The organism is Burkholderia sp. 9777_1386 (assembly GCF_015712265.1).
Lineage (GTDB): Bacteria > Pseudomonadota > Gammaproteobacteria > Burkholderiales > Burkholderiaceae > Burkholderia > Burkholderia cenocepacia.
Genome location: NZ_JACCQB010000037.1, coordinates 1 through 21251 on the forward strand (window position 1 = coordinate 1; position 21251 = coordinate 21251).

Annotated in this window: 22 protein-coding genes and 1 pseudogene; 16 read left to right on the top strand and 7 right to left on the bottom strand. The window is 66.5% G+C overall.

Annotated features, from left to right (window positions below):
- From H0X91_RS24015 to H0X91_RS24035, 5 genes and pseudogenes are all read left to right on the top strand, one after another.
- Window positions 1-134 (top strand): annotated as a pseudogene (locus H0X91_RS24015) (acetyl-CoA C-acetyltransferase); the annotation flags it as partial.
- Window positions 135-255: 121 nt separating this feature from the next.
- Window positions 256-996 carry a 3-ketoacyl-ACP reductase gene (locus tag H0X91_RS24020; protein WP_006491801.1) on the top strand — a complete coding sequence of 247 codons (741 nt, stop codon included), beginning with the start codon at window positions 256-258 and terminating at the stop codon, window positions 994-996.
- 119 nt (window positions 997-1115) lie between these two features.
- Window positions 1116-1682 carry a polyhydroxyalkanoate synthesis repressor PhaR gene (phaR, locus tag H0X91_RS24025; protein ID WP_006485265.1) on the top strand — a complete coding sequence of 189 codons (567 nt, stop codon included), beginning with the start codon at window positions 1116-1118 and terminating at the stop codon, window positions 1680-1682.
- Window positions 1683-2041: 359 nt separating this feature from the next.
- Entirely contained in the window at window positions 2042-2176 is a 135-nt protein-coding gene (locus tag H0X91_RS24030) for a hypothetical protein (RefSeq protein WP_034201652.1), read from the top strand.
- Between the two features lie 40 nt (window positions 2177-2216).
- Window positions 2217-2825: a dihydrofolate reductase family protein gene (locus H0X91_RS24035; protein ID WP_226245022.1), complete on the top strand. Its 609-nt coding sequence runs from the start codon at window positions 2217-2219 to the stop codon at window positions 2823-2825.
- Window positions 2826-2905: 80 nt separating this feature from the next.
- Here H0X91_RS24035 and H0X91_RS24040 read toward each other — a convergent pair whose 3' ends face one another.
- Window positions 2906-3160, bottom strand: coding sequence for a hypothetical protein (locus tag H0X91_RS24040; RefSeq protein ID WP_012328614.1), 255 nt, complete (start codon window positions 3158-3160; stop codon window positions 2906-2908).
- Between the two features lie 144 nt (window positions 3161-3304).
- Window positions 3305-3565, bottom strand: a complete 261-nt coding sequence (locus H0X91_RS24045; RefSeq protein ID WP_006485271.1) for a transporter suffix domain-containing protein — start codon at window positions 3563-3565, stop codon at window positions 3305-3307.
- A gap of 564 nt (window positions 3566-4129) precedes the next feature.
- Here H0X91_RS24045 and rimO point away from each other — a divergent pair.
- The 4 genes from rimO to H0X91_RS24065 all read left to right on the top strand — a co-directional run bounded on the left by rimO (window position 4130) and on the right by H0X91_RS24065 (window position 8374).
- Window positions 4130-5491, top strand: coding sequence for a 30S ribosomal protein S12 methylthiotransferase RimO (gene rimO / locus H0X91_RS24050; RefSeq protein ID WP_006497181.1), 1362 nt, complete (start codon window positions 4130-4132; stop codon window positions 5489-5491).
- Between the two features lie 3 nt (window positions 5492-5494).
- Window positions 5495-6421, top strand: a complete 927-nt coding sequence (locus tag H0X91_RS24055) for a sugar kinase (RefSeq protein WP_006485268.1) — start codon at window positions 5495-5497, stop codon at window positions 6419-6421.
- A gap of 118 nt (window positions 6422-6539) precedes the next feature.
- Window positions 6540-7079, top strand: coding sequence for a hypothetical protein (locus H0X91_RS24060; protein WP_006485258.1), 540 nt, complete (start codon window positions 6540-6542; stop codon window positions 7077-7079).
- A gap of 113 nt (window positions 7080-7192) precedes the next feature.
- Complete coding sequence (locus H0X91_RS24065; RefSeq protein WP_006485263.1) at window positions 7193-8374, top strand: cystathionine beta-lyase; 1182 nt, start codon at window positions 7193-7195, stop codon at window positions 8372-8374.
- A gap of 87 nt (window positions 8375-8461) precedes the next feature.
- On the opposite strand, the gene serB is transcribed toward H0X91_RS24065, so the two are convergent.
- Together serB and H0X91_RS24075 are read right to left on the bottom strand one after the other, a co-directional pair.
- Window positions 8462-9307: a phosphoserine phosphatase SerB gene (gene serB / locus H0X91_RS24070; protein ID WP_012492650.1), complete on the bottom strand. Its 846-nt coding sequence runs from the start codon at window positions 9305-9307 to the stop codon at window positions 8462-8464.
- A 166-nt stretch (window positions 9308-9473) separates the two neighbouring features.
- Window positions 9474-10412 carry a LysR family transcriptional regulator gene (locus tag H0X91_RS24075; RefSeq protein ID WP_196433405.1) on the bottom strand — a complete coding sequence of 313 codons (939 nt, stop codon included), beginning with the start codon at window positions 10410-10412 and terminating at the stop codon, window positions 9474-9476.
- Between the two features lie 124 nt (window positions 10413-10536).
- On the opposite strand from H0X91_RS24075, the gene H0X91_RS24080 reads away from it, so the two are divergent.
- The 3 genes from H0X91_RS24080 (at window position 10537) to H0X91_RS24090 (ending at window position 12960) form a co-directional block, all read left to right on the top strand.
- A complete protein-coding gene (locus H0X91_RS24080; RefSeq protein ID WP_112751507.1) occupies window positions 10537-11553 on the top strand; it encodes a zinc-binding alcohol dehydrogenase family protein in 1017 nt (338 codons plus the stop codon).
- Between the two features lie 158 nt (window positions 11554-11711).
- On the top strand, window positions 11712-12263 hold the full coding sequence (locus H0X91_RS24085; RefSeq protein WP_034178470.1) for a DUF6013 family protein: 552 nt from the start codon (window positions 11712-11714) through the stop codon (window positions 12261-12263).
- Window positions 12264-12486: 223 nt separating this feature from the next.
- Window positions 12487-12960 carry a PliI family lysozyme inhibitor of I-type lysozyme gene (locus tag H0X91_RS24090; RefSeq protein WP_034201720.1) on the top strand — a complete coding sequence of 158 codons (474 nt, stop codon included), beginning with the start codon at window positions 12487-12489 and terminating at the stop codon, window positions 12958-12960.
- Between the two features lie 36 nt (window positions 12961-12996).
- Here H0X91_RS24090 and H0X91_RS24095 read toward each other — a convergent pair whose 3' ends face one another.
- Window positions 12997-13800 (bottom strand): ABC transporter permease, encoded by an 804-nt coding sequence (locus tag H0X91_RS24095; RefSeq protein WP_006485250.1) that lies wholly within the window; start codon window positions 13798-13800, stop codon window positions 12997-12999.
- Window positions 13797-14498, bottom strand: a complete 702-nt coding sequence (locus H0X91_RS24100) for an ABC transporter ATP-binding protein (protein ID WP_194130774.1) — start codon at window positions 14496-14498, stop codon at window positions 13797-13799. The genes H0X91_RS24095 and H0X91_RS24100 overlap by 4 nt, the downstream gene beginning before the upstream one ends.
- A gap of 152 nt (window positions 14499-14650) precedes the next feature.
- On the opposite strand from H0X91_RS24100, the gene H0X91_RS24105 reads away from it, so the two are divergent.
- Window positions 14651-16963 carry an AsmA family protein gene (locus tag H0X91_RS24105; RefSeq protein ID WP_196433406.1) on the top strand — a complete coding sequence of 771 codons (2313 nt, stop codon included), beginning with the start codon at window positions 14651-14653 and terminating at the stop codon, window positions 16961-16963.
- A gap of 93 nt (window positions 16964-17056) precedes the next feature.
- On the opposite strand, the gene H0X91_RS24110 is transcribed toward H0X91_RS24105, so the two are convergent.
- A complete protein-coding gene (locus tag H0X91_RS24110) occupies window positions 17057-17509 on the bottom strand; it encodes a lipocalin-like domain-containing protein (RefSeq protein WP_034201722.1) in 453 nt (150 codons plus the stop codon).
- A gap of 168 nt (window positions 17510-17677) precedes the next feature.
- Here H0X91_RS24110 and H0X91_RS24115 point away from each other — a divergent pair, with 168 nt between their 5' ends.
- From H0X91_RS24115 to H0X91_RS24125, 3 genes are all read left to right on the top strand, one after another.
- Window positions 17678-19270, top strand: coding sequence for an ABC-F family ATPase (locus H0X91_RS24115; RefSeq protein ID WP_006485248.1), 1593 nt, complete (start codon window positions 17678-17680; stop codon window positions 19268-19270).
- 232 nt (window positions 19271-19502) lie between these two features.
- On the top strand, window positions 19503-20252 hold the full coding sequence (locus tag H0X91_RS24120; protein ID WP_058901506.1) for an FkbM family methyltransferase: 750 nt from the start codon (window positions 19503-19505) through the stop codon (window positions 20250-20252).
- Window positions 20253-21251 (top strand): phosphotransferase enzyme family protein, encoded by a 999-nt coding sequence (locus H0X91_RS24125; RefSeq protein WP_058901505.1) that lies wholly within the window; start codon window positions 20253-20255, stop codon window positions 21249-21251.

Sequence of the window (21251 nt, forward strand, 5' to 3'; positions counted from 1 at the left end):
CGATCGGTGCGTCGGGCTGCCGGATCCTGGTGACGCTGCTGCACGAGATGGTCAAGCGCGATGCGAAGCGCGGGCTGGCGTCGCTGTGCATCGGCGGCGGGATGGGCGTCGCGCTCGCGGTCGAGCGTCCGTAACCGGCCGTTCGTCACCGGCGTACCGAATCCGTGCGCCGGCCGATTGCGGCTTCGGCCGGCGTCACGTGAAGTCAGAGGGGGCCTCCGGCAGCTCTCGAAACCAAAAAATGGAGTGAGATTTATGTCTCAGCGAATTGCGTACGTAACGGGCGGGATGGGCGGCATCGGCACCAGCATCTGCCAGCGTCTGTCGAAAGACGGCTTCAAGGTGGTCGCAGGTTGTGGCCCGAACTCGCCGCGCCGGGTGAAATGGCTCGAGGACCAGAAGGCGCTCGGGTACGACTTCATCGCGTCGGAAGGCAACGTCGGCGACTGGGACTCGACCAAGGAAGCGTTCGACAAGGTCAAGGCCGAAGTCGGCGAGATCGACGTGCTGGTCAACAACGCGGGCATCACGCGCGACGTCGTGTTCCGCAAGATGACGCATGAAGACTGGACCGCCGTGATCGACACCAACCTGACGAGCCTGTTCAACGTCACGAAGCAGGTGATCGACGGGATGGTCGAACGTGGCTGGGGCCGCATCATCAACATTTCGTCGGTGAACGGCCAGAAGGGGCAATTCGGCCAGACGAACTACTCGACCGCGAAGGCCGGCATTCACGGCTTCACGATGTCGCTCGCGCAGGAAGTCGCGACGAAGGGCGTGACGGTCAACACCGTGTCGCCGGGCTACATCGGCACCGACATGGTGAAGGCGATCCGCCCCGACGTGCTCGAGAAGATCGTTGCGACGATCCCGGTGCGGCGTCTCGGCGGCCCCGAGGAAATCGGCTCGATCGTCGCGTGGCTCGCGTCGAACGATTCCGGCTTCGCGACGGGCGCCGACTTCTCGCTGAACGGCGGCCTGCACATGGGCTGAGCGTCCTGGCTGCGCGGGCCGGGTGGCCGCGCAGCCGGGCGTTTTCCGAAGGCCCCCGCCTCCCGGATTCGGGCGGCGGGGATTCGTCACTTGCGCTACGCTGCACTCAAAGGCGTTACATGACTACTACAAAGAAGACGGCCGAACGGCTCATCAAGAAGTACCCGAACCGCCGGCTCTACGATACCGAGACAAGCACGTACATTACGCTGACCGACGTGAAGCAGCTCGTGCTCGAGCAGGAGGATTTCAAGGTCGTCGATGCGAAATCCAACGAAGACCTGACGCGCAGCATTCTCCTGCAGATCATCCTCGAAGAGGAAAGCGGTGGCGTGCCGATGTTCTCGTCGTCGATGCTGTCGCAGATCATCCGTTTCTACGGTCATGCGATGCAGGGCATGATGGGCACGTACCTGGAAAAGAACATCCAGGCATTCATCGACATCCAGAACAAGCTCGCGGATCAATCGAAGAACCTCTACGAAGGTAACGCGATGAATCCGGAAGTCTGGTCGCAGTTCATGAACATGCAGGCGCCGATGATGCAAGGGATGATGACGAGCTACATCGAGCAGTCGAAGAACATGTTCGTGCAGATGCAGGAACAGATGCAGAACCAGGCGAAGTCGATGTTCAGCACGTTCCCGTTCAAGCAGCCGGGCGCATCGGAGCCCGAAAAGAAGTAACGGTTTCGCGGCAGGCCGGCCGCTCGCGGTCGTGCATTCGGGCACGACGATGCGCGGCTGCCGCCTGCGGAAAAAATCGCCGACGGTCGTCCAGGATCGTCGGCATCGAATGCCCGTGCTTCGTCTGCGCGGGCATCGCCGTTGTCCAGTCGATCGAGATCCAGTCCATACGAACGAAAGCCGGGACGCGCCGCGCCTGATGGTGTGGGCTCGTGCTCGCCTGTCGTACCATAAGCGGCGCTGCACGGCGAGGCGCGAAACGCGCGAGCGGTTCCCGCGCACGGCGAGCGGTACGATGCCGCGCCGATGCGGGGCGGGCGACACTCGCGCCGTTGTCCGCGAGGTCGGCGCTTCGTCCGATGACGAGCGACGGCGTGCCGCTCAATGGCTTTCTGCCCGGCGTCGCAGGCGTGTATGCGGTGGTTGCGCACCCCGGCGTGATTCTGACGCCGTGGCTCGGTCGCTTGGCGGCGAAGGCGACCATGGAAGCGTGATCCGGCCGGCGATCGAGCCGAGCGACGCCGCTCTGTCGATGTGGCGCAAGCAGCGGCAGGGTACGCGGATCGCCGCTATACTCGCCATCCTTGCATTCATGAAAGGATGCTTCGTATGCGCCCTCGCGTCAGTGTGTTTCTCGCGCTCAGTCTCGATGGATTCATCGCCGGCGACAATGGCGATCTGTCATGGCTGGAGCCGTTTTCATCGGATTCGCCGGATGACACCGGTTACACGGCGCTCATGAACGACATCGACGTGATCGTGATGGGGCGCAATACGTACGACACGGTGATCAACTTCGACCCGTGGCCGTATGCCGGCAAGCGGATGGTCGTCATGACGCGCCGCGAACTGGCGTCGCGCCACGGCGAAGAACCGTTCGACGGCACGCTTGCGGCGCTGCTCGAGCGGCTGGCGGAGCAAGGCCATCGTCACGTTTATCTGGACGGCGGCTTGACTGTGCGAGAAGGCCTCAAGGCCGGCGTCGTCGATCGCATCACGCTGAGCTGGGTGCCGATCGTGCTCGGCACGGGGATTCCGCTGTTCGGTGCTGACCTGCCGCAAACGGTGCTGCGGCTCGACGATACGAAGCGGTTGCCGAGCGGGCTGATGCAGGCCATGTATGTGCCCGTCACGCAGGAGTGACGCGTATGGCGGTGACGCAGCGCCGCGGCCGGCGTTGCATGCGCGTTGGCTTTGACTGGCGTGACGCGTTTCGTCGTGACTCAGTGCGCCGGGCCGAAATCCTGATCGTCGTCCGACGGCGGCAGGTCGAGCACGAGCTTGACGGCGCTGTAGTTGGCCTTCAGCGAGAACACGCGGCCGATCACCAGAAACGTCTGCCGGGAGTTTTCGAGTTCGACGAAGTCGCCCGGTTGCGGGACATGGGCGCCCTGATCGTAGGAAAAGCTGGTACTGGTCTGTTCGCCGATGGCTTCTGCGGCGTGTTCGGTGAATTCGATCGTGAGGTGGGTAGTCATGCGAGCCCCGTTGGGTCGATTGAAGAGAGCGGATGCCGCGATTTTCGCATAGCGGCTTCGCGAGTCCATGCCGATTCTCGTGCGATGGGCTTGACCGACCGCGTGGCATGTCTTCCCAGACCGCCGGCCGCCGGCGACAGAGCGTTACTTCCCGATGCCGCTCGCGTTTTTCCTGCAGAAGCGCCGAGTCACCCATCCTTTTATTTGGGCCCAGTATTCCTTTCCCAGCAGCGCGACGGCGGCCACGAACACGATCTCGCCGATCACGACCAGCGCCGGGATCACGAACGCCTTGTTCGGGATGGACGTAAACGGAAGGATCGGCACCGCGATCCAGTACAACAGCACGACGCCCAGTAGGGCCAGGCCGGTTTTCTTTCTGATGTTCGATTTCGATTGGGGCATCGCATGTCCTTCTGACGGGGATCGAGCAGGGTTTGTTTGCGCGGGCGTTGCGCGACCGGAAGTCCCGCCGGGCGGTCATCTCGCTGCTGGCAGATGCTTCGGTTCGCTGCGCGAAAATTAATAAACGGAGTAGTTCGTCGCATTATGAGGCGCGATGCCGCGCGGCGTCAATCTCGATCGCCGGACGAGCGGAAACATGCGCGTCCGACGCACAGGAGTCGGGACGGGAGCGGCAAGCTTGGCCAGGAAGGCGGCGCGGCGGCATACCGTTGTCGCGGGCTGCCGGCGTACATCGGGTGTGGCTCGGTATGGACCGTTCTCGGGCGGCGCAACGAAAAACCGCACCTTGGCCCTGTTTTTTCTGCAGCGCAGCTTCGAAACCGCATGGCGATACCCGTTGCCGAGCAGAAGGCGCCCGCATGTGTCGATCGCACCGCCCGGCACCGCCGATGTGGCGCTTCAGCCAATCCGGCACGCGACGATCCTTCCCGGTCGCTCATTTTGCCTCGCCACCCCTAAATCCCTGTAAACTCACGCTTTTGCTGCCACGCCCCCACACTCCAGATGTCCCAATCCCCCAAAGTAGGGTTCGTATCCCTCGGCTGCCCGAAAGCGCTCGTCGATTCCGAACAAATCATCACGCAACTGCGCGCCGAAGGTTATGAAATCTCCGGCACCTACGACGGCGCCGACCTCGTCGTCGTGAACACCTGCGGCTTCATCGACGAAGCCGTGCAGGAAAGCCTCGACGCGATCGGCGAAGCGCTGACCGAGAACGGCAAGGTGATCGTCACCGGCTGCCTCGGCGCGAAGTCGAGCGCGAGCGGCTCGAACCTGATCGAGGAAGTCCACCCGAAGGTGCTCGCGGTCACCGGCCCGCACGCGGTGGGCGAAGTGATGCAGGCCGTGCATTCGCACCTGCCGAAGCCGCACGATCCGTTCGTCGACCTCGTCCCTGCGGCCGGCATCAAGCTCACGCCGCGTCACTACGCATACCTGAAGATCTCCGAAGGCTGCAATCACCGTTGCACGTTCTGCATCATCCCGTCGATGCGCGGCGACCTCGTGTCGCGCCCGGTCGCCGAAGTGATGCTGGAAGCCGAGAACCTGTTCAAGTCGGGCGTGAAGGAACTGCTCGTGATCTCGCAGGACACGAGCGCGTACGGCGTCGACGTGAAGTACCGCACGGGCTTCTGGAACGGCAAGCCGATCAAGACGCGCATGACCGACCTGGTCGCCGCGCTCGGCGAACTCGCCGCGCAGTACGGTGCGTGGGTGCGTCTGCACTACGTGTATCCGTATCCGAGCGTCGACGAAGTGATTCCGCTGATGGCGGAAGGTCCGTTCAAGGGCCACGTACTGCCGTATCTCGACGTGCCGTTCCAGCACGCGCACCCCGAAGTGCTGAAGCGCATGAAGCGTCCCGCGAACGCGGAGAAGGTGCTCGAGCGCGTGCAGAAATGGCGCGAGATCTGCCCGGACCTGACGATCCGCAGCACGTTCATCGCGGGTTTCCCCGGCGAGACGGAAGAACAGTTCGAGACGCTGCTCGACTTCGTCCGCGAAGCGGAACTCGATCGCGTCGGCTGTTTCGCGTATTCGCCGGTCGAAGGCGCGACCGCGAACGACCTGGACGGCGCGCTGCCGGACGAGGTTCGCGAGGAACGCCGTGCACGCTTCATGGAAGTCGCCGAGGAAGTGTCGGCGAACCGCATGCAGCGCAAGGTCGGCAAGACGCTCAAGGTGCTGATCGACGAAGTCGGCGAGGAAGGCGGCATCGGCCGTACGGCAGCCGATGCGCCGGAGATCGACGGTGTCGTCTACGTCGAGCCGGCGGCGAAGGCATCGAAGCGCTACAAGGTCGGCGATTTCGTGTCCGTGAAGATCACGGGCGCCGACGGCCACGATCTGTGGGGCGAGGTGTAAGCGATGGCCGCGGTATTTCCGGAGATCCTCGCGCTCGGCGAGGCGATGATCGAATTCAACCAGTCGCAGCCGGGACGCCCTGAATTCCTGCAGGGCTTCGGCGGCGACACGTCGAACTTCTGCATCGCGGCGGCGCGCCAGGGTGCATCGACGGGCTTCGTGTCGGCGATCGGCGACGATCCGTTCGGCCGCCTGCTCGCCGACATGTGGGCGTCGGAGCAGGTCGACACGACGTACGTGCGAATCGACCGCGCGGCACCGACCGGCGTGTATTTCGTCACGCACGGCGCCGACGGCCACCAGTTCGACTATCTGCGCGCGGGATCGGCTGCGAGCCGCTATGCGACAGGCGACTTGCCGCTCGACGCGCTGGCGGCCGCGAAGGCCGTGCACCTGTCGGGGATCAGTCTTGCGATCAGCACGGCCGCGTGCGATGCGGCGTTCGCGGCGATCGACCATGCGCGTCGCCACGGCGCGAAGGTCAGCTTCGACACGAACCTGCGCCTGAAGCTGTGGCCGCTGCCGCGCGCTCGCGCGGTGATGCGCGAGGCGCTGCGCCAGACCGACATCTGTCTGCCGAGCTGGGACGACGTCACGGCGCTCACGGGCGCGAACGATCGCGACGCGATCGTCGACGCGATGCTCGAACACGGGCCGCAGGTCGTCGCGCTGAAACTCGGCAAGGAAGGCGCGTATGTCGCGACGCCGAACGAGCGGCGCGTCGTGCCGGGCTTCGCGGTCGAGGCCGTCGACGCGACCGGTGCGGGCGACTGCTTCGGCGGCGCATTCGTCGCGCGGATCGTCGCGGGCGACGATCCGTTCGCGGCCGCGCGTTATGCGAACGCGGCGGCGGCGCTGTCGACGACCGGTTACGGCGCGGTCGCGCCGATTCCGCGTCGCGATGCGGTGGAACGCCTGATGCAGGGCTGACGCGACACGCGCAGGCCGGCGCATTCGCCGCGCAGGCTTGCGCGGTCACGCAGGAACCGGGTTTCGACCCGGTGCCGTCCGCGATGTCGGGCGAATCTGAAGCAAGGAGCAACACAACGTGGGTCGATATTCGGAATGGCAACGGGCGCTCGTCGCCGGCGCGCTGGTCGCAGGTATCGCGATGCCGGGGAGCGTCGCCGCGCAGGCAGTCGCGCCGGGCGTGCAGCAGGATGAACCGGCGCCGGCGCGGCCGCTGAAACCGAATCCCGAGTTCGCCCGCCTGCCGCGCTACGAAGGCACGCTCGGCGACCGGCCGATCGTCGTGCATCTCGGCCCGAAGACGGACGAGGAAGGCGTGCACGGCGAATATCAGTTCGCCGACACGGGCGAGGTCGTGCTGCTCGCGGGCGACCGCGACGGCGATACGCTGGAGATCGAGGAATCGAACGACGGCACCAACATCACCGGCGTGTGGATCGGCCGCTTCGACGCGACGGGCGACCTGAAGGCCGACCGGATGAACTCGGACGAATCGGACCCGCAGCCGGTCGTGCTGCGCCTGGCGCCGGGCAAGCGCGCGGCGCTGCAGGTGCGCGACGGTCGCGTGCACGAAATCGAGACGGTAGGCGGCGTCGTCAACCTGCGTACCGACGACTGAGCACGCGCTGGCTCGGTGTGCGCGGCGCGCATTGTACCGGGCCAAGCGCGCCGATTTTGGCTACTCTAACGACATATTCCGCAACCGAACGGCCTCGTGCCCGGCTCCCCGTCATGACTGCATCCACTCCCAAGCGCGCGCTGCAAACCCGCATCGTTCAACCCGACGACGTCATTCCGGAAGGCTTCCGTTCGTTCGTGCCGCCGGTTGCGCGCGCGTCGACGGTCGTGTTCCCCGATCTCGCGACGATGCGCGCGCTGGTCTGGCACAACGACAACCAGTGGCGCTACGGGCTGCACGCGACGCCGACGTCGCTCGCGCTCGCGCAGCGGCTCGCCGAGATCGAGGGCGGCACGCACGCGCTGCTGCAGCCGTCGGGCCTCGCGGCGATCATGAACGTCTACTTCGGGATCGTGAAAGCGGGCGACGACGTGCTGATTCCGCATAACGTGTACGGCCCGAACGCCGATTTCGGCAACTGGCTCGCGAAGGACTTCGGCATCACCGCGCGCTTCTACGATCCGCTGATCGGCGCCGGCATTGCCGAGCTGGTCCAGCCGAACACGCGGCTGATCTGGATCGAGGCGCCCGGCTCGGTGACGATGGAAGTGCCCGACGTGCAGGCGATCACGGCGGCCGCGCAGGCGCGCGGCATCGTCACCGCGATCGACAACACCTTTTCGGCGGGCCTCGCGTTCAAGCCGTTCGAGCACGGCGTGGACATTTCGGTGCAGGCGCTGACCAAGTACCAGTCGGGCGGCAGCGACGTGCTGATGGGGGCGACGATCACCGCGAACGCGGAGCTGCATGCGAAGCTGAAGCTCGCACGGATGCGCTGCGGGATCGGCGTGTCGGTCGACGATTGCTCGCTCGTGCTGCGCAGCCTGCCGAGCATGCAGGTGCGCTTCGACGCGCACAGCAAGAGCGCGCTCGCGCTCGCGCAATGGCTGAAGGCGCGGCCGGAGATTGCGACGGTGCTGCATCCGCAGATCGCCGACTGCCCGGGGCACGCGTCGTTCATGCGCGATTTCACGGGCGCGGGCGGGCTGTTCTCGGTGGTGTTCGACGAACGCTACAGCGCGGAGCAGGTCGACCGTTTCGTCGAGTCGCTCGAGCTGTTCGCGATCGGCTGGAGCTGGGGCGGCGCGTGCAGCCTCGCGATGCCTTACGACGTCGCGTCGATGCGTCCGGACTGGCCGCATCGCGGCACGCTGGTGCGTTTCTACGTCGGTCTGGAAGACGAAGGCGATCTGCGCGCGGACATCGAGCGTGCGATGCAGGCCGCACTGGGTTGATCGCAGGGCGGCCACGTCCGGCACAAAAACGAAACGCCGGCGCGATGCTCTGTCGCGCCGGCGTTTTTCATTGACGGTGCCGCGAAATCAGAACAGTCGCAGCAGCCCGTCGAGGCCGACATGGTCGAACGCGACCGTCGCTGCATCGCGCACGACGGGCTTCGCGTGGAACGCGACCGACAGCCCGGCTTCGGCCATCATCTTCAGGTCGTTCGAGCCGTCGCCCATCGCGATCGCGCGGTGCGGTTCGAGGCCGAGCGACGCGCACGTCTCGCGCAGCAGGCGGGCTTTCACGTCGGCGTTGACGATCTCGCCGAGCACCTTGCCGGTGAGCTTGCCGTCGACGATCTCGAGCGTGTTCGCATGTGCGTAGTCGAGACCGAGGCGGGCCTTCAGCCGCTCGGTGAAGAACGTGAAGCCGCCCGACACGAGCAGCGTCTTCATGCCGGCGGCCTTCACGCCGGCCAGCATCGTCTCGGCGCCCGGTGACAGTTGCAGCCGTTCTTCGTACACGCGCTCGAGCGCGTGCGCGTCGAGCCCGGCCAGCAGCGCGACGCGGCGCGTGAGGCTTTCGTTGAAGTCGCGGATCTCGCCGCGCATCGACGCTTCGGTGATCTCCGCGACCTGCGTTTTCAGCCCGCAGAAATCGGCGATTTCGTCGATGCATTCGATCGTGATCAGCGTCGAATCCATGTCCATCACGGCGAGCCCGAAATCGCCGAGCGTGCGGCCGGCCTCGACGAAGCCGAAGTCGAGCGCATGCGTGCCGCAGTACGCGTCGATGTCGAGGCGCTGCGCCGGGCTCGCGTTTTCGATGCGCAGCGCGTGATCGTCGGTCTGCACGATGCGGGTGCCGCGCGACAGCGCGAGCAGCGGTTTGTGATGGGCGTCCGACAGCGGCGCAAGACTCTGGATGACGAGATTGTGGGTCATGACGAGTGGTTGGGAGACGAATGAATGACGTGCGCGGCCCACGGGCGGCCGCCTGCGAGCGCGGGCCCGGTGCGGCGGCGGGCCATTGCGTCGCGAACGCGCCATTGTAGCCGGTTGGCCGCGCATGGCGGCCGGGGCCGGCACGAAACCGTGCGCGGCAGCGGGGTCACCCGTTCGCGTGATCCCAGTACGGCGGATCGCCGAAATGCTCGGCCAGGAACGCGATGAACGCGAGCGTTTTCAGCGGCACGTGCGCGCGGCTCGGATAGACGGCCCAGATCGCGACGTCTTCCGCGAACGGATAGTCGTCGAGCACGCTGACGAGCGCGCCGCTCGCGAGCAGCGGGCCGACGTCCCAGGTCGACTTGATCGCGATCCCGAAGCCGTCGACGAGCGCTTCACGGATCGCCTCGCCGTTGCTCGCCACCAGCCGGCCGCCGACCCGCACCGTGAGCGGCCCCTGCGGCGTCGCGAACGACCAGTCGCGCTGGTCGCCGAGGATCACGCACTCGTGCTGCGTCAGGTCGGCCGGATGGCGCGGCGTGCCGCGTTCGGCGAGATAGGCGGGCGAGCAGCACAGCACGCGGCGGTTCGTGGCGAGCTTGCGCGCGACGAGCGTCGAATCCTTCAGCGCGCCGAGGCGGATCGCGACGTCGTAGCCGTCGTCGACCAGGTCGACGATCTCGTCGGACAGCCGCAGATCGAGCGACACGGACGGGTAGCGGCGCAGGAACGCCGGAATCACCGGCGCGACGTGCTGGCGGCCGAACGACGACGACATCGACACCTTCAAGCGCCCGTACGGCTCGCTGCGGCCGCGGCCCACCGACGCGCGTGCGGCGTCGGCGGCCGCCAGCAGCGCGTCGGCGCGCGCCATGAAGACTTCGCCGTCCTGCGTGAGGCTGATGCGGCGCGTGGTGCGGTGCAGCAGCCGGGCGCCGAGCTGGCGTTCGAGCTGCGCGATGCGTGCGCTGGCAACGGCGGCCGACACGCCGAATTCGCGCCCGGCCGCGCTGACGTTCGACAGCAGCGCCGCGCGGACGAACAGCGCAACGTCGAGCAGGTCGAGCGGCTTGTCGGGCGCTGGAATCGGATCGGACGTCATTATTCTGAAATTCCTGAAAATGTTTCAGGAAATATAGCGGTTTTCTCGAAGGATCGGGTTGCCTACGATGGCACGCATGGAGGTTGCGCCGCAACCTGCCGGATTCCCTGAAAGGAGTATCGAGATGAAAGCCGTTGGACTCACCCGTTATCTGCCGATCGACGACCCGCAAGCGTTGCTCGACGTCGAACTGCCACAACCCGTGCCGGGCCCGCGCGATCTGCTCGTGAAGGTCGAGGCGATTTCCGTGAACCCGGTCGACACCAAGATGCGGGCGCCGAAGCCGCAGGTCGAGGAGACGCCGCGCGTGCTCGGCTGGGACGCGGCCGGCACGGTCGTCGCGGTCGGCGCCGACGTCACGCTGTTCCGGCCCGGCGACGAAGTGTTCTACGCGGGCAGCATCACGCGGCCCGGCGCGAACAGCGAATTCCACGCGGTCGACGAACGGATCGCCGCGCTGAAGCCGCGCACGCTCGATTTCGCGGCGGCGGCCGCGCTGCCGCTCACCGCGCTCACCGCGTGGGAAGCGCTGTTCGACCGGTTGCGCGTGTCGCCGCAGGGCGCGGACGCCGGCAAGTCGGTGCTGATCATCGGCGGCGCGGGCGGCGTGGGCTCGATCGCGATCCAGCTCGCGAAGACGCTCGGCAAGTTGCACGTGATCGCGACCGCGTCGCGGCCGGCGTCGGCCGACTGGGTGCGCTCGCTCGGTGCGGATGCGGTGGTCGACCATTTCGGCGACCTGCCGGCGCAGTTGCGCGAGGCCGGCCATCCGAGCGTCGACTACGTGCTGATCTTCAACGATACCGACCATCATTTCCCGGCCGCGGCGGAAGTCATTCGGCCGCAGGGCGGCATCTGCACGATCGTCGAGAACGGGAAGCCGGTGCCGGTCGAATTGCTGAAGGCGAAGAGCGCAGCGTTTCACTGGGAATTCATGTTCACGCGGGCGATGTTCGAGACGCCGGACATGATCGAGCAGCACCGGATCCTCGGCGAAGTCGCGCGGCTCGTCGATGGCGGCACGCTGCGTACGACGCTCGGCGAACAGCTCGGCACGATCAATGCCGAGAACGTGCGGCGCGCGCACCGGATGCTCGAGGCCGGACGCGCGATCGGCAAGCTCGTGCTGAGCGGCTTCTGAGCGGCAGCGCGCGTAAGGTTGCGGCGCCGCGAACGCAAGCGGGGTAACACCCGATGCGTTTGCGGCGCATTGCAGCGCGCTTGGCGGTAGACTGGCAACGCATCATGCATCGAAAACCGCGCGGCACGCGCGTGCCGCCGCATTACAAGGAGGTCAGCATGAGCCAACGCAGCTTGTCAGTCGCCGCATCGTGGTCGGTCGTGTTCGCGGCGGCGTGCGTCAGCGCGAGCGTATTCGCGGCGCCGCCGGTCAAGGGCAGCCTGAAGGGCGGCGGTACGGGACAGCTCGAATACACCGTCAAGGTCGACTCGAAGACCTTCGGCAATACGCAGGAGACCCGCAAGATCCGTTCGGGCGAGACGGACGACTTCAACTGGAAGTCGGTGCCGCCGAGCGGCGCGGTCGCGATGCCGGACGGCTGCCCGAACGCCGACAACCTGCCGCGCGACGCGAACGGCGCGATGGTGCGGCAGACCCAGGTGCGGCTCGCGCCGTCGGTCGATGCGAAGGGCGTCGCCAACGTGCAGTTGAGCTTCCAGGCGGCCGCGCCGAAGGGCACGCGCAGCGTGACGGCCGGCGGCAAGTCGCTGCAGTGCCCCGATGTCGTGTCGGTGAGCCAGGTGAAGTGGGTGTCGATCTCGACCAACGGCGGGTCGAAGTCCGTGACGATGAGCGACGGTACCAAGGTGACGGTGTCGATCAAGCATTGAGCGGGCACGCGCGGGCCGGCATTTCTGTCGGTGCGCGCGCAACCGGTTCGATGGCGGAGCGAGCAGGGCCGCACGCGAGCGGGTCGTGCCGTGCCGTCGTCGCCATGCGTTTGGCCGCCTGCTTCGCGGAACGGTGCCGCGATCGTGCAATGGCGAGGCGTGACGTCATGTGGATGTCACGTTATGCTCGCCCGCATCCTCTCCTTCCGGTCACTATTTCCCGATGAAACTTCGAATGCACGCGCTGCTGTCTGCCATTGCGTTCGTTGTCGCGCACGCTCACGCGGCCGACGAATGCGGTTTCGTGAAGAAGGTCGAGCTGCCGTCGCGGCAGCAGGTGGCGGTGATATCGAGCGGCGCACTCGAACCGTGCTCGACCGGCAGCTACGCGGTGCGCGTGTATTCGACCGCGCATGCCGCCCCGGGCTTCGATACCGACGATTACGTGACGGGCACGCTGCATGCGCGCGACGGCACGATCGTCGATGCGTACACGGCCGACCTCGGCGCCCGCGCGCCGCAGGCGCTCGTCGTGACCACGCGCTCGGCCGGCAGCGGCGGCTATGTCGGCGCGCAGGCGTATGTGACGACGTCGCGCGCGGTGCGACTGATCGCTTCGGTCGACGGGCTCGCGCCCGATGCGGATATCTCGGCCGCACTCCGGCAGGCGATCGGCAAGCGACGCAGCGCGCATTGACCGCGCTGGCCGCGCCTCGCGCGCTGCAGCGACGCGTCAATGCGTGCGCTCTTCGAGTCGCGATGCGAGAAAGCGGTGATCGGCCGAGAACAGCCGGCGATAGGTCATCAGCACCGCGCCGACCGTGCCGAGCGCGGACGCCGCGGCGATCAGGAACATGATCACGATCTGGTAGCGCACGGCCTGCAGCGGCGACTGGCCGGCCAGCACCTGGCCCGTCATCATCCCCGGCAGGCTCACGACGCCGACCACCGCCATCTGGTTCAGCGTCGGCAGCATGCCCGCGCGCACGGCCTGGCGCGCGGCGTCCTGCGCGGCTTCCCAGCGCGTCGCACCGAGCGCGAGCGCGGTTTCGACGCGATCGCGGCGCGCGGTGAGCTCTTCCATCATTCGCTCGACGCCGAGCGATACGCCCGTCAGCGTATTGCCGAGAATCATCCCGAGGATCGGGATCGCGTATTGCGGCGCGAACCACGGATGGATGCGGATCACGACGAACAGCCCGACCGCCGCGACGAACCAGCTGCTGAACCAGATCGATGCGATGCTGTCGAGGCGCTGGCCGCGGTACGTGCGCTTGCCGCGCCCCGCACCGGCGAAACCGGCGATCAGCGTCATCAGCGCGGTGAGCGGCAGCACGACGTACCAGTGCGGATGGCCGAACACCCAGCCGAGCACGTAGCCGATCGCGAGCAACTGCACGACGGTGCGCACGGCCGCGAGCGCGAGCTTGCGGCCGAGGCCGAGCGACAGCGCCGCCGAGATCGCGCCGTTGACCGCGACGAGCGCGGCCGCGATGCCGACGTCGACGAGGCTCAGGTCCTGCAGTGCCGGGCTCATTGCGCAGCCTCCGTCGGGTTGGCCGCGTGCAGCACGCCGGCCTGCATCACGAGCTGCATCGTGCCGATCCGCGCGGCCTGCGCGGGATCGTGCGAGATCCACATGTAGGCCCGTGCATCGGGCGCCGCGTCGAACCACGCGCCGACGAGCGCTTCGATCGCGCGTGCCGACTCGGGGTCGAGCGCGGAGGTCGGCTCGTCGAGCAGCAGCACGTCGGGATCGAGCTGCAGCACGCGCAGCAGCGCGGTAATCTGCGCTTCGCCGCCGGACAGGTCGCTCGCGCGTTTGTCGAGAAAGTCGGCGCCGCGACCGGCCTGCGCGGCGAGCGCTTCGACGCGCGCGCGATCGAACGCGACGTCGCGATAGATCGCGAGCGAATACGGATAGCGCAATTGCGACTCGACGGTGCCGTCCATCTGCGCGGGGCGCTGGCGGACATAGGCGACGCTGCGCCGGTAGCGCGGAATCGCACCGCGCCGGATCCGGCGGCCACGCCACAGGAGCTGGCCGCCATCGAGCGGATCGAGCAGCGCGAGCGCGCGCAGCAGCACGCTCTTGCCCGACCCGGACGGTCCCGTGATAGCAATTCGCGATCCCGCGGCGAGACTGAAATCGGTCGGGGCCAGCAAGGTCTTGCCGCTGCTGGCGTCGCGCCGCGTGATGTGCCGCGCATCGATGAGGCCGGTGAGGGAGGTCATGTCACAAATGAAAAAAAGCGTTAATGGCGCCGAAAGGCCGCCACGTCGTGCGTCATAATACCGATTGAAAAGCCGCAGTTGTCGTGCGCCGTTCGTCCACGCAAGCGGCCCGGCATCGTGCGGCAACGCTTCAGAACAACAACGGAACCGCCATGACGCTAACCCGAGCCATCGGCAAATCGGCTGCATGGATCGTCGGTATCGTCGCGGTGCTCATCGCGGCGGCCGGCGTCTTTCTCTTCACGTTCGACTGGAACCGCGCGAAACCGTGGGTCAACGAACAGGTGAGTGCCGCACTCGGCCGCCCGTTCGCGATCAACGGCGACCTCAAGGTCGGCTGGCGTCGCCCCGATGGCGAGACCGGCTGGCGCGCATGGGTGCCCTGGCCGAGCTTCTCGGCCACCCAGCTCGAGATCGGCAATCCCGACTGGGCGAAGGCGCCCAAGTTCGTCACGCTCGATGCCGCGCACTTCGATCTCGCGATCCTGCCGCTGCTGGCACATGAAATCGTCATCCCGTCGATCGACGTCGTGAATCCTGCCGTCGATCTCGAGCGGCGCGCGGACGGCACCAATACGTGGACCTTCCAGTTCAAGCAATCGTCGCAGCCTTCGCGGTGGAAGGTGCGGCTCGACAGCTTCGGGTTCGCGAAGGGCACCGTCACGTATCGCGACGCGATCACGAAGGCCGACCTGACCATCGCGATCGATACGCTCGGTCAGCCGATCCCGCTCGGCGACGTGCTGAAGGAGCAGGAGCAGACGTCGCGTGCGGCGTCGGCGCAGCGCGTCGGCAAGCACGGCGCCGCGCAACTGGGTGCGAAGGCCGATGCGCAGGCCGCGTCGAGCGCGTCGGCTCCGAGCGCGGCTGCGTCGTCGGGGGCGTCGGCTGCTTCGGCTGCTGCCGGTTCGGCGGGTTCATCGGCTGCGTCGGGTGCGTCGGGTGCGTCCGCCGCGTCCGTGCGTTCCGCATCGACGGCGACTGCCGCGTCCGGCGCGAGCGGGGCCGCGGCGCCCGCGAAACCGTCCGGTCCGACCTATGCATTCGGGCTGAAGGTCGACGGCCGCTACAAGAACGTGCCGATCAACGGTACCGGCAAGGTCGGCGGCGTGCTCGCGATCCAGGATACGTCGCGGCCGTTCCCGCTGCAGGCCGACGTGAAGGCCGGCGATACGCGGCTCGCGATCGTCGGCACGCTGACCGACCCGATGCATCTCGCCGCGCTCGACTTGCGGCTGTGGCTGCAGGGCACGTCGATGTCGCACCTTTACCAGCTCACCGGCATCACGCTGCCCGATACGCCGCCGTACGCGACCGAAGGGCGCTTGATCGGCAACTTCAAGCCGCATGCGAGCACCTTCCGCTACGAGAACTTCAACGGTCGCGTCGGCGGCAGCGATCTCGGCGGCACGCTCACCTGGGCGCAGCGCGAACCGCGTCCGAAGCTGTCGGGCGAACTCGTGTCGAACCTGCTGCAGTTCTCCGATCTCGCACCGGTGATCGGCGCCGATACGGCCGCGAGCAAGGCCAAGCGCGGCGACACGACGCGTCAGCCGCCCGACCGCGTGCTGCCGGTGGCGACGTTCCGTACCGAACGCTGGAGCGCGATCGACGCGGACGTGAAGTTCACCGGCCGCAAGCTGATCAAGAGCCCGCAGTTGCCGATCACCAACCTGTACACGCACATCCTGCTGCAGGACGGCGTGCTGTCGCTCGAGCCGCTGCAGTTCGGCGTCGCGGGCGGCACGCTCGCGACCAACGCGCATCTCGACGGCAGCCGCACGCCGCTCAAGGGCCGCTTCACGCTGGCCGCGCGGCATCTGAAGCTCAAGCAGCTGTTCCCGACGCAGAAGGTGATGCAGACGGCGCTCGGCGAAATCAACGGCGACGCGTCGCTGTCGGCAACGGGCAATTCGCCGGCCGCGCTCGCGGCGACGTCGACCGGCGAAGTGAAGGCGCTCATTACCAACGGCCGCATCAGCCGCTTGCTGATGGAGGCCGCGGGGTTGAACGTTGCGAACGTGGTCTACGAGAAGCTGTTCGGCAACCGCGACGTCAACATCAACTGCGCGGCGATCGATTTCGCGGCGACCGACGGCATGCTCGACCCGAAGGTGTTCGCGCTCGATACCGACGATGCGCTCATCAACGTCGACGGCCCGATCAACCTGCGCGACGAATCGCTCGACCTGAAGATCCATCCGCACACGAAGGGCTTCCGGATCTTCTCGCTGCGCTCGCCGTTGTATGCGAAGGGCACGTTCAAGAACCCGAAGGTCGGCGTCGATGCGGGCGCGCTTGCCCTGCGCGCCGGCGCGATGGTCGGCCTCGGGCTGATCAACCCGTTCGCGGCGCTGATCCCGCTGATCGCGCCGAGCAACAACCGCGACGTGCCGTGCTCCGAACTGTTCGGGCAGATGAAGGCGAAGGCGGCGCAGCAAGCGGCCAAGAAGGCCGGCAAGTGACGCGCAGCCGCGGGAGCGGCATGCGCGATGGTGCGGCATCGGTATCATGGCCGCGGCCGGCCGCGCGACGGCCGTGCTGCGCCCCAGGCACGCTCAGCGGCCGGCGCGTGCCCAGACGATCACCGGCTCGACCTCCCGGCCGTCGATCCGAACCGGTCCGGCCGTGCTGAGCTGCAGCCGGTTGCCGTCCAGGCTGACGACACGCTGCTGGACGTTACCGATCCAGTTCGGATACAGGCTGACGTCCATTTCATGGGTCAACATGCCGTCGTCGTCGACATTAAAGGGGCCTGAATACGCGATGTAGCCGCGCGCCGCGGCCGCGCGCTCCTCGACGCTGCCGCCCTGCAGGTCGCCGTCCGCGTAGGGCGGGCGGCCGGCCGCCATCAGCTGCGCGGACATGTAGCCGTCGGGCGTGTACAGGATCCAGCCGCGCGCGTCGCGGCCGAGCGGATAGGTGACGGTGCTGCCGTCGCGTGGGCGGATTTCGTAGGACACGAGGCGCCATGCGCCGACGAGTTGTTCGCGAAGCTGGCTGGCGAGCATGCGGGATTCCGGTGAGACGGCGGTGCAGCGCGTGCCGTCGTATTGACGGGCCGCCGGCGCCGGGCCTGAGGCCGGGAATACGCCGCCGGGACGGTGCGGTCGGCAGTTTCTCCGACACCTGCTAAAATACACGGTTTTCCGTCGATTTCTCTCTTAACGGGACCTGCCGTGCTTTCTACTGCCAACATCACGATGCAATTCGGGCCGAAGCCCTTGTTCGAGAATATCTCGGTCAAATTCGGCGAGGGCAACCGCTACGGTCTGATCGGCGCGAACGGCTGTGGCAAGTCGACCTTCATGAAGATCCTCGGCGGCGACCTCGAGCCGAGCGCCGGCAACGTCGCGCTGGAGCCGAACGTCCGCCTGGGCAAGCTGCGCCAGGACCAGTTTGCGTACGAAGACGTGCGCGTGCTCGACGTCGTGATGATGGGCCACACCGAGATGTGGGCCGCGATGACCGAGCGTGACGCGATCTACGCGAACCCGGAAGCCACCGACGACGACTACATGCACGCGGCCGAGCTCGAGGGCAAGTTCGCCGAATACGGCGGCTACGACGCCGAAGCGCGCGCGGGCGCGCTGCTGCTCGGCATCGGCATCGAGGAGAAGTTCCACAACGGCACGATGGCCGACGTCGCGCCGGGCTGGAAGCTGCGCGTGCTGCTCGCGCAGGCGCTGTTCTCGAAGCCGGACGTGCTGCTGCTCGACGAACCGACCAACAACCTCGACATCAACTCGATCCGTTGGCTCGAGCACACGCTCAACGAGTACAACTCGACGATGATCATCATCTCGCACGATCGTCACTTCCTGAACTCGGTGTGCACGCACATGGCCGACATGGATTTCGGCACGCTGAAGGTCTGGCCGGGCAACTACGACGACTACATGCTCGCGTCGGCCCAGGCGCGCGAGCGCCAGGCTGCGGCGAACGCGCGTGCGAAGGAGCGCGTGGCCGAACTGCAGGACTTCGTGCGCCGCTTCTCGGCGAACAAGTCGAAGGCGCGCCAGGCCACCAGCCGCGCGAAGCAGATCGACAAGATCAAGATCGAGGAATTCAAGCCGTCGTCGCGCCAGAACCCGTTCATCCGCTTCGAGTTCGAGAAGAAGCTGCACAACGTCGCGGTGGTCGCCGAAGAGATCACGAAGAAGTACGAGCGCACGATCTTCCAGAACTTCAACCTGTCGGTGCAGCCGGGCGAGCGCATCGCGATCATCGGCGAGAACGGCGCGGGCAAGACGACGCTGCTGCGCTCGCTGCTCGGCGCGCTGCCGCTCGATCACGGCACGGTGAAGTGGTCGGAGAACGCGAACGTCGGCTACATGCCGCAGGACACGTACGAGGAGTTCCCGAACGACATCACGCTGATGGACTGGATCGACCAGTACCGCAAGGACGGCGACGACGAAACGATGGTGCGCGGCACGCTGGGCCGCCTGCTGTTCTCGTCGGACGACATCAAGAAGTCGGTGAAGGTGCTGTCGGGCGGCGAGAAGGGCCGCATGATCTGGGGCAAGCTGATGCTCGGCCGCCACAACGTGCTGCTGATGGACGAGCCGACCAACCACATGGACATGGAATCGATCGAGTCGCTGCAGATCGCGCTCGAGCAGTTCGAAGGCACGCTGATTTTCGTGTCGCACGACCGTGAGTTCGTAAGCGGGCTGGCGAACCGGATCATCGAAGTGAAGACGGATGGCACGCTGTTCGACTTCGGCGGGAATTACGAGGAGTTCCTGACGAGTCAGGGGCAGGAGTAAGTGTCCTGAGGTTTTCTCCGGTCGTGGGTGCACGGTAGGCATACCGGACGGAGCGAATCGCCGGAACCGCCACAAGCCCGCATCGACAGTAATGTCGATGCGGGCTTTTTCATATCCACTGCGGTAAAACGCGACCGCATCGCGCATCCGAGTTTCCTCCGCGTAATCGACTTCAGGTAAATTACCCACCCAACGCCCCATCATTCCCCATTTCACCCCGGAGCCGCCCTCGATGCAGGACCATCCTCGCCCGCTCGACCTGTCCGGCCTTGCGCCCAGCCTGTACGCGCAGGGCACCGAGGAGGGCATCCTGGCGCGCCTGATGGAGCGGATCGCGCCGACCAACCGCTTCTGCGTCGATATCGGCGCGAGCGACGGCCTGCGCAACAGCAACACGGCGCGGTTGCTGCGTGAACACGATTGGGCCGGCGTACTCGTGGAAGGCAGCGCATACCGGTTCGGCAAGCTTGCCGCGCACTACGCGGGCGTGGAACGCGTCCGCCTGCACCATGATCGCGTGCAGCCCGACACGGTCGACCGACTGCTCACCGACGCGAACGTACCGGCCGACTTCGACCTGCTGTCGATCGACATCGACGGCAACGATTACTGGGTGTGGCGCGGGCTGCAAGCGTTTGAGCCGCGCATCGTCGTGATCGAATACAACCCGTACTACACGCCGCCGGAGCGGTGGGTCATGTGCTTCAATCCGGACCACGAATGGGACGGCTCGACCTATTACGGCGCGAGCCTCGAATCGCTCGTGCATCTCGGCCGCGATAAAGGCTATGAACTCGTCTGTTGCGACGACATGGGCAACAACGCATTCTTCGTGCGACACGACCTGTACCCGCTGCTCGGCATCGCGAACAACGATCCGTCGGTGTTGTTCCGGCCGGCGATGTACAAGCTGCGCTACGTCGGACACAACACGTTTCTGACGGGCCATCCGTATCGGCACGGGCCGGCCGAGCACATCTGAATGGATTCGCTCGCCGTCACCTTCGACGAGATTCGCGGCGCGTACGACCTCGGTCGCGGCGGGCCGCCGACGCAAGTGAGCGAACGGGTGTGGCATCTGCCGACCAGCGGCGGCGCGGGCGTGGCAGTGAAACTCTATGCGCTCGAACACCATGCGCGCGCAGTCAAGGAAACCGCCGTGCTCGCGCATCTGGAAACGCATGACGACCTCCGTTTTCATGTGCAGACGCTCGAGCGCACGACGTCCGGCGCATCGCTGTGGTCAGGGCAACATGCGCACGCGATGCTGACGCGCTGGGAAGCCGGGCAATTCAAGACCTACGATACGTTCTCGCCAGCCGAATGGGATGCGCTCGGCGCGAGTCTGGCCGCGTTGCACGTGAGCCTCGAACGACTGCATCTGCCGTCGCTCGATACGATCCGTGCGCGACTGACGTCGATCGACGCGGATGCGGTACGCCGGAACCTGCTGGATGCACTCGATCGAGCCGATGCGAACGCCGCCGACGCGACGAACCTGCGCCGCTACGTCGATCTCGCGCTGCGCATGCTCGACCGCTACTATCCGGGCAGCATCGAAGCGTTTCCGGCCGACGATCCGCAGCACCCGATCCACAACGATTACAACCAGTTCAACTATCTGTTCATGGGCACGCTGCCGCCGCTGATCGTCGACTGGGAAGCGTCGATCGGCGCGCCTCGAGAATACGAGCTGGTGCGCTGCCTGAATCATTTGCCGCTGGAAGCGCCGCACCTCGCGCAAGCATTCGTGCGTGCTTACCAGCGGGTGCGGCCGGTGAACCCCGCGCACATCGCGTGGGCGGTCGATGCCGCGTGCGTGCAGCACGCGCTCAAGCTGTGGATCGTGCAAGGCTGGCTTCACGATCCGTCGTGCTTCGCGTCGCACCTGAACGGCGCGGTGACGATGGCGTCCGCGATGGTGGACGCGCGTGGCCATCTGATCGATTTCTTTTCCCGTTGCGTGGAAGCAGGAAGCTGA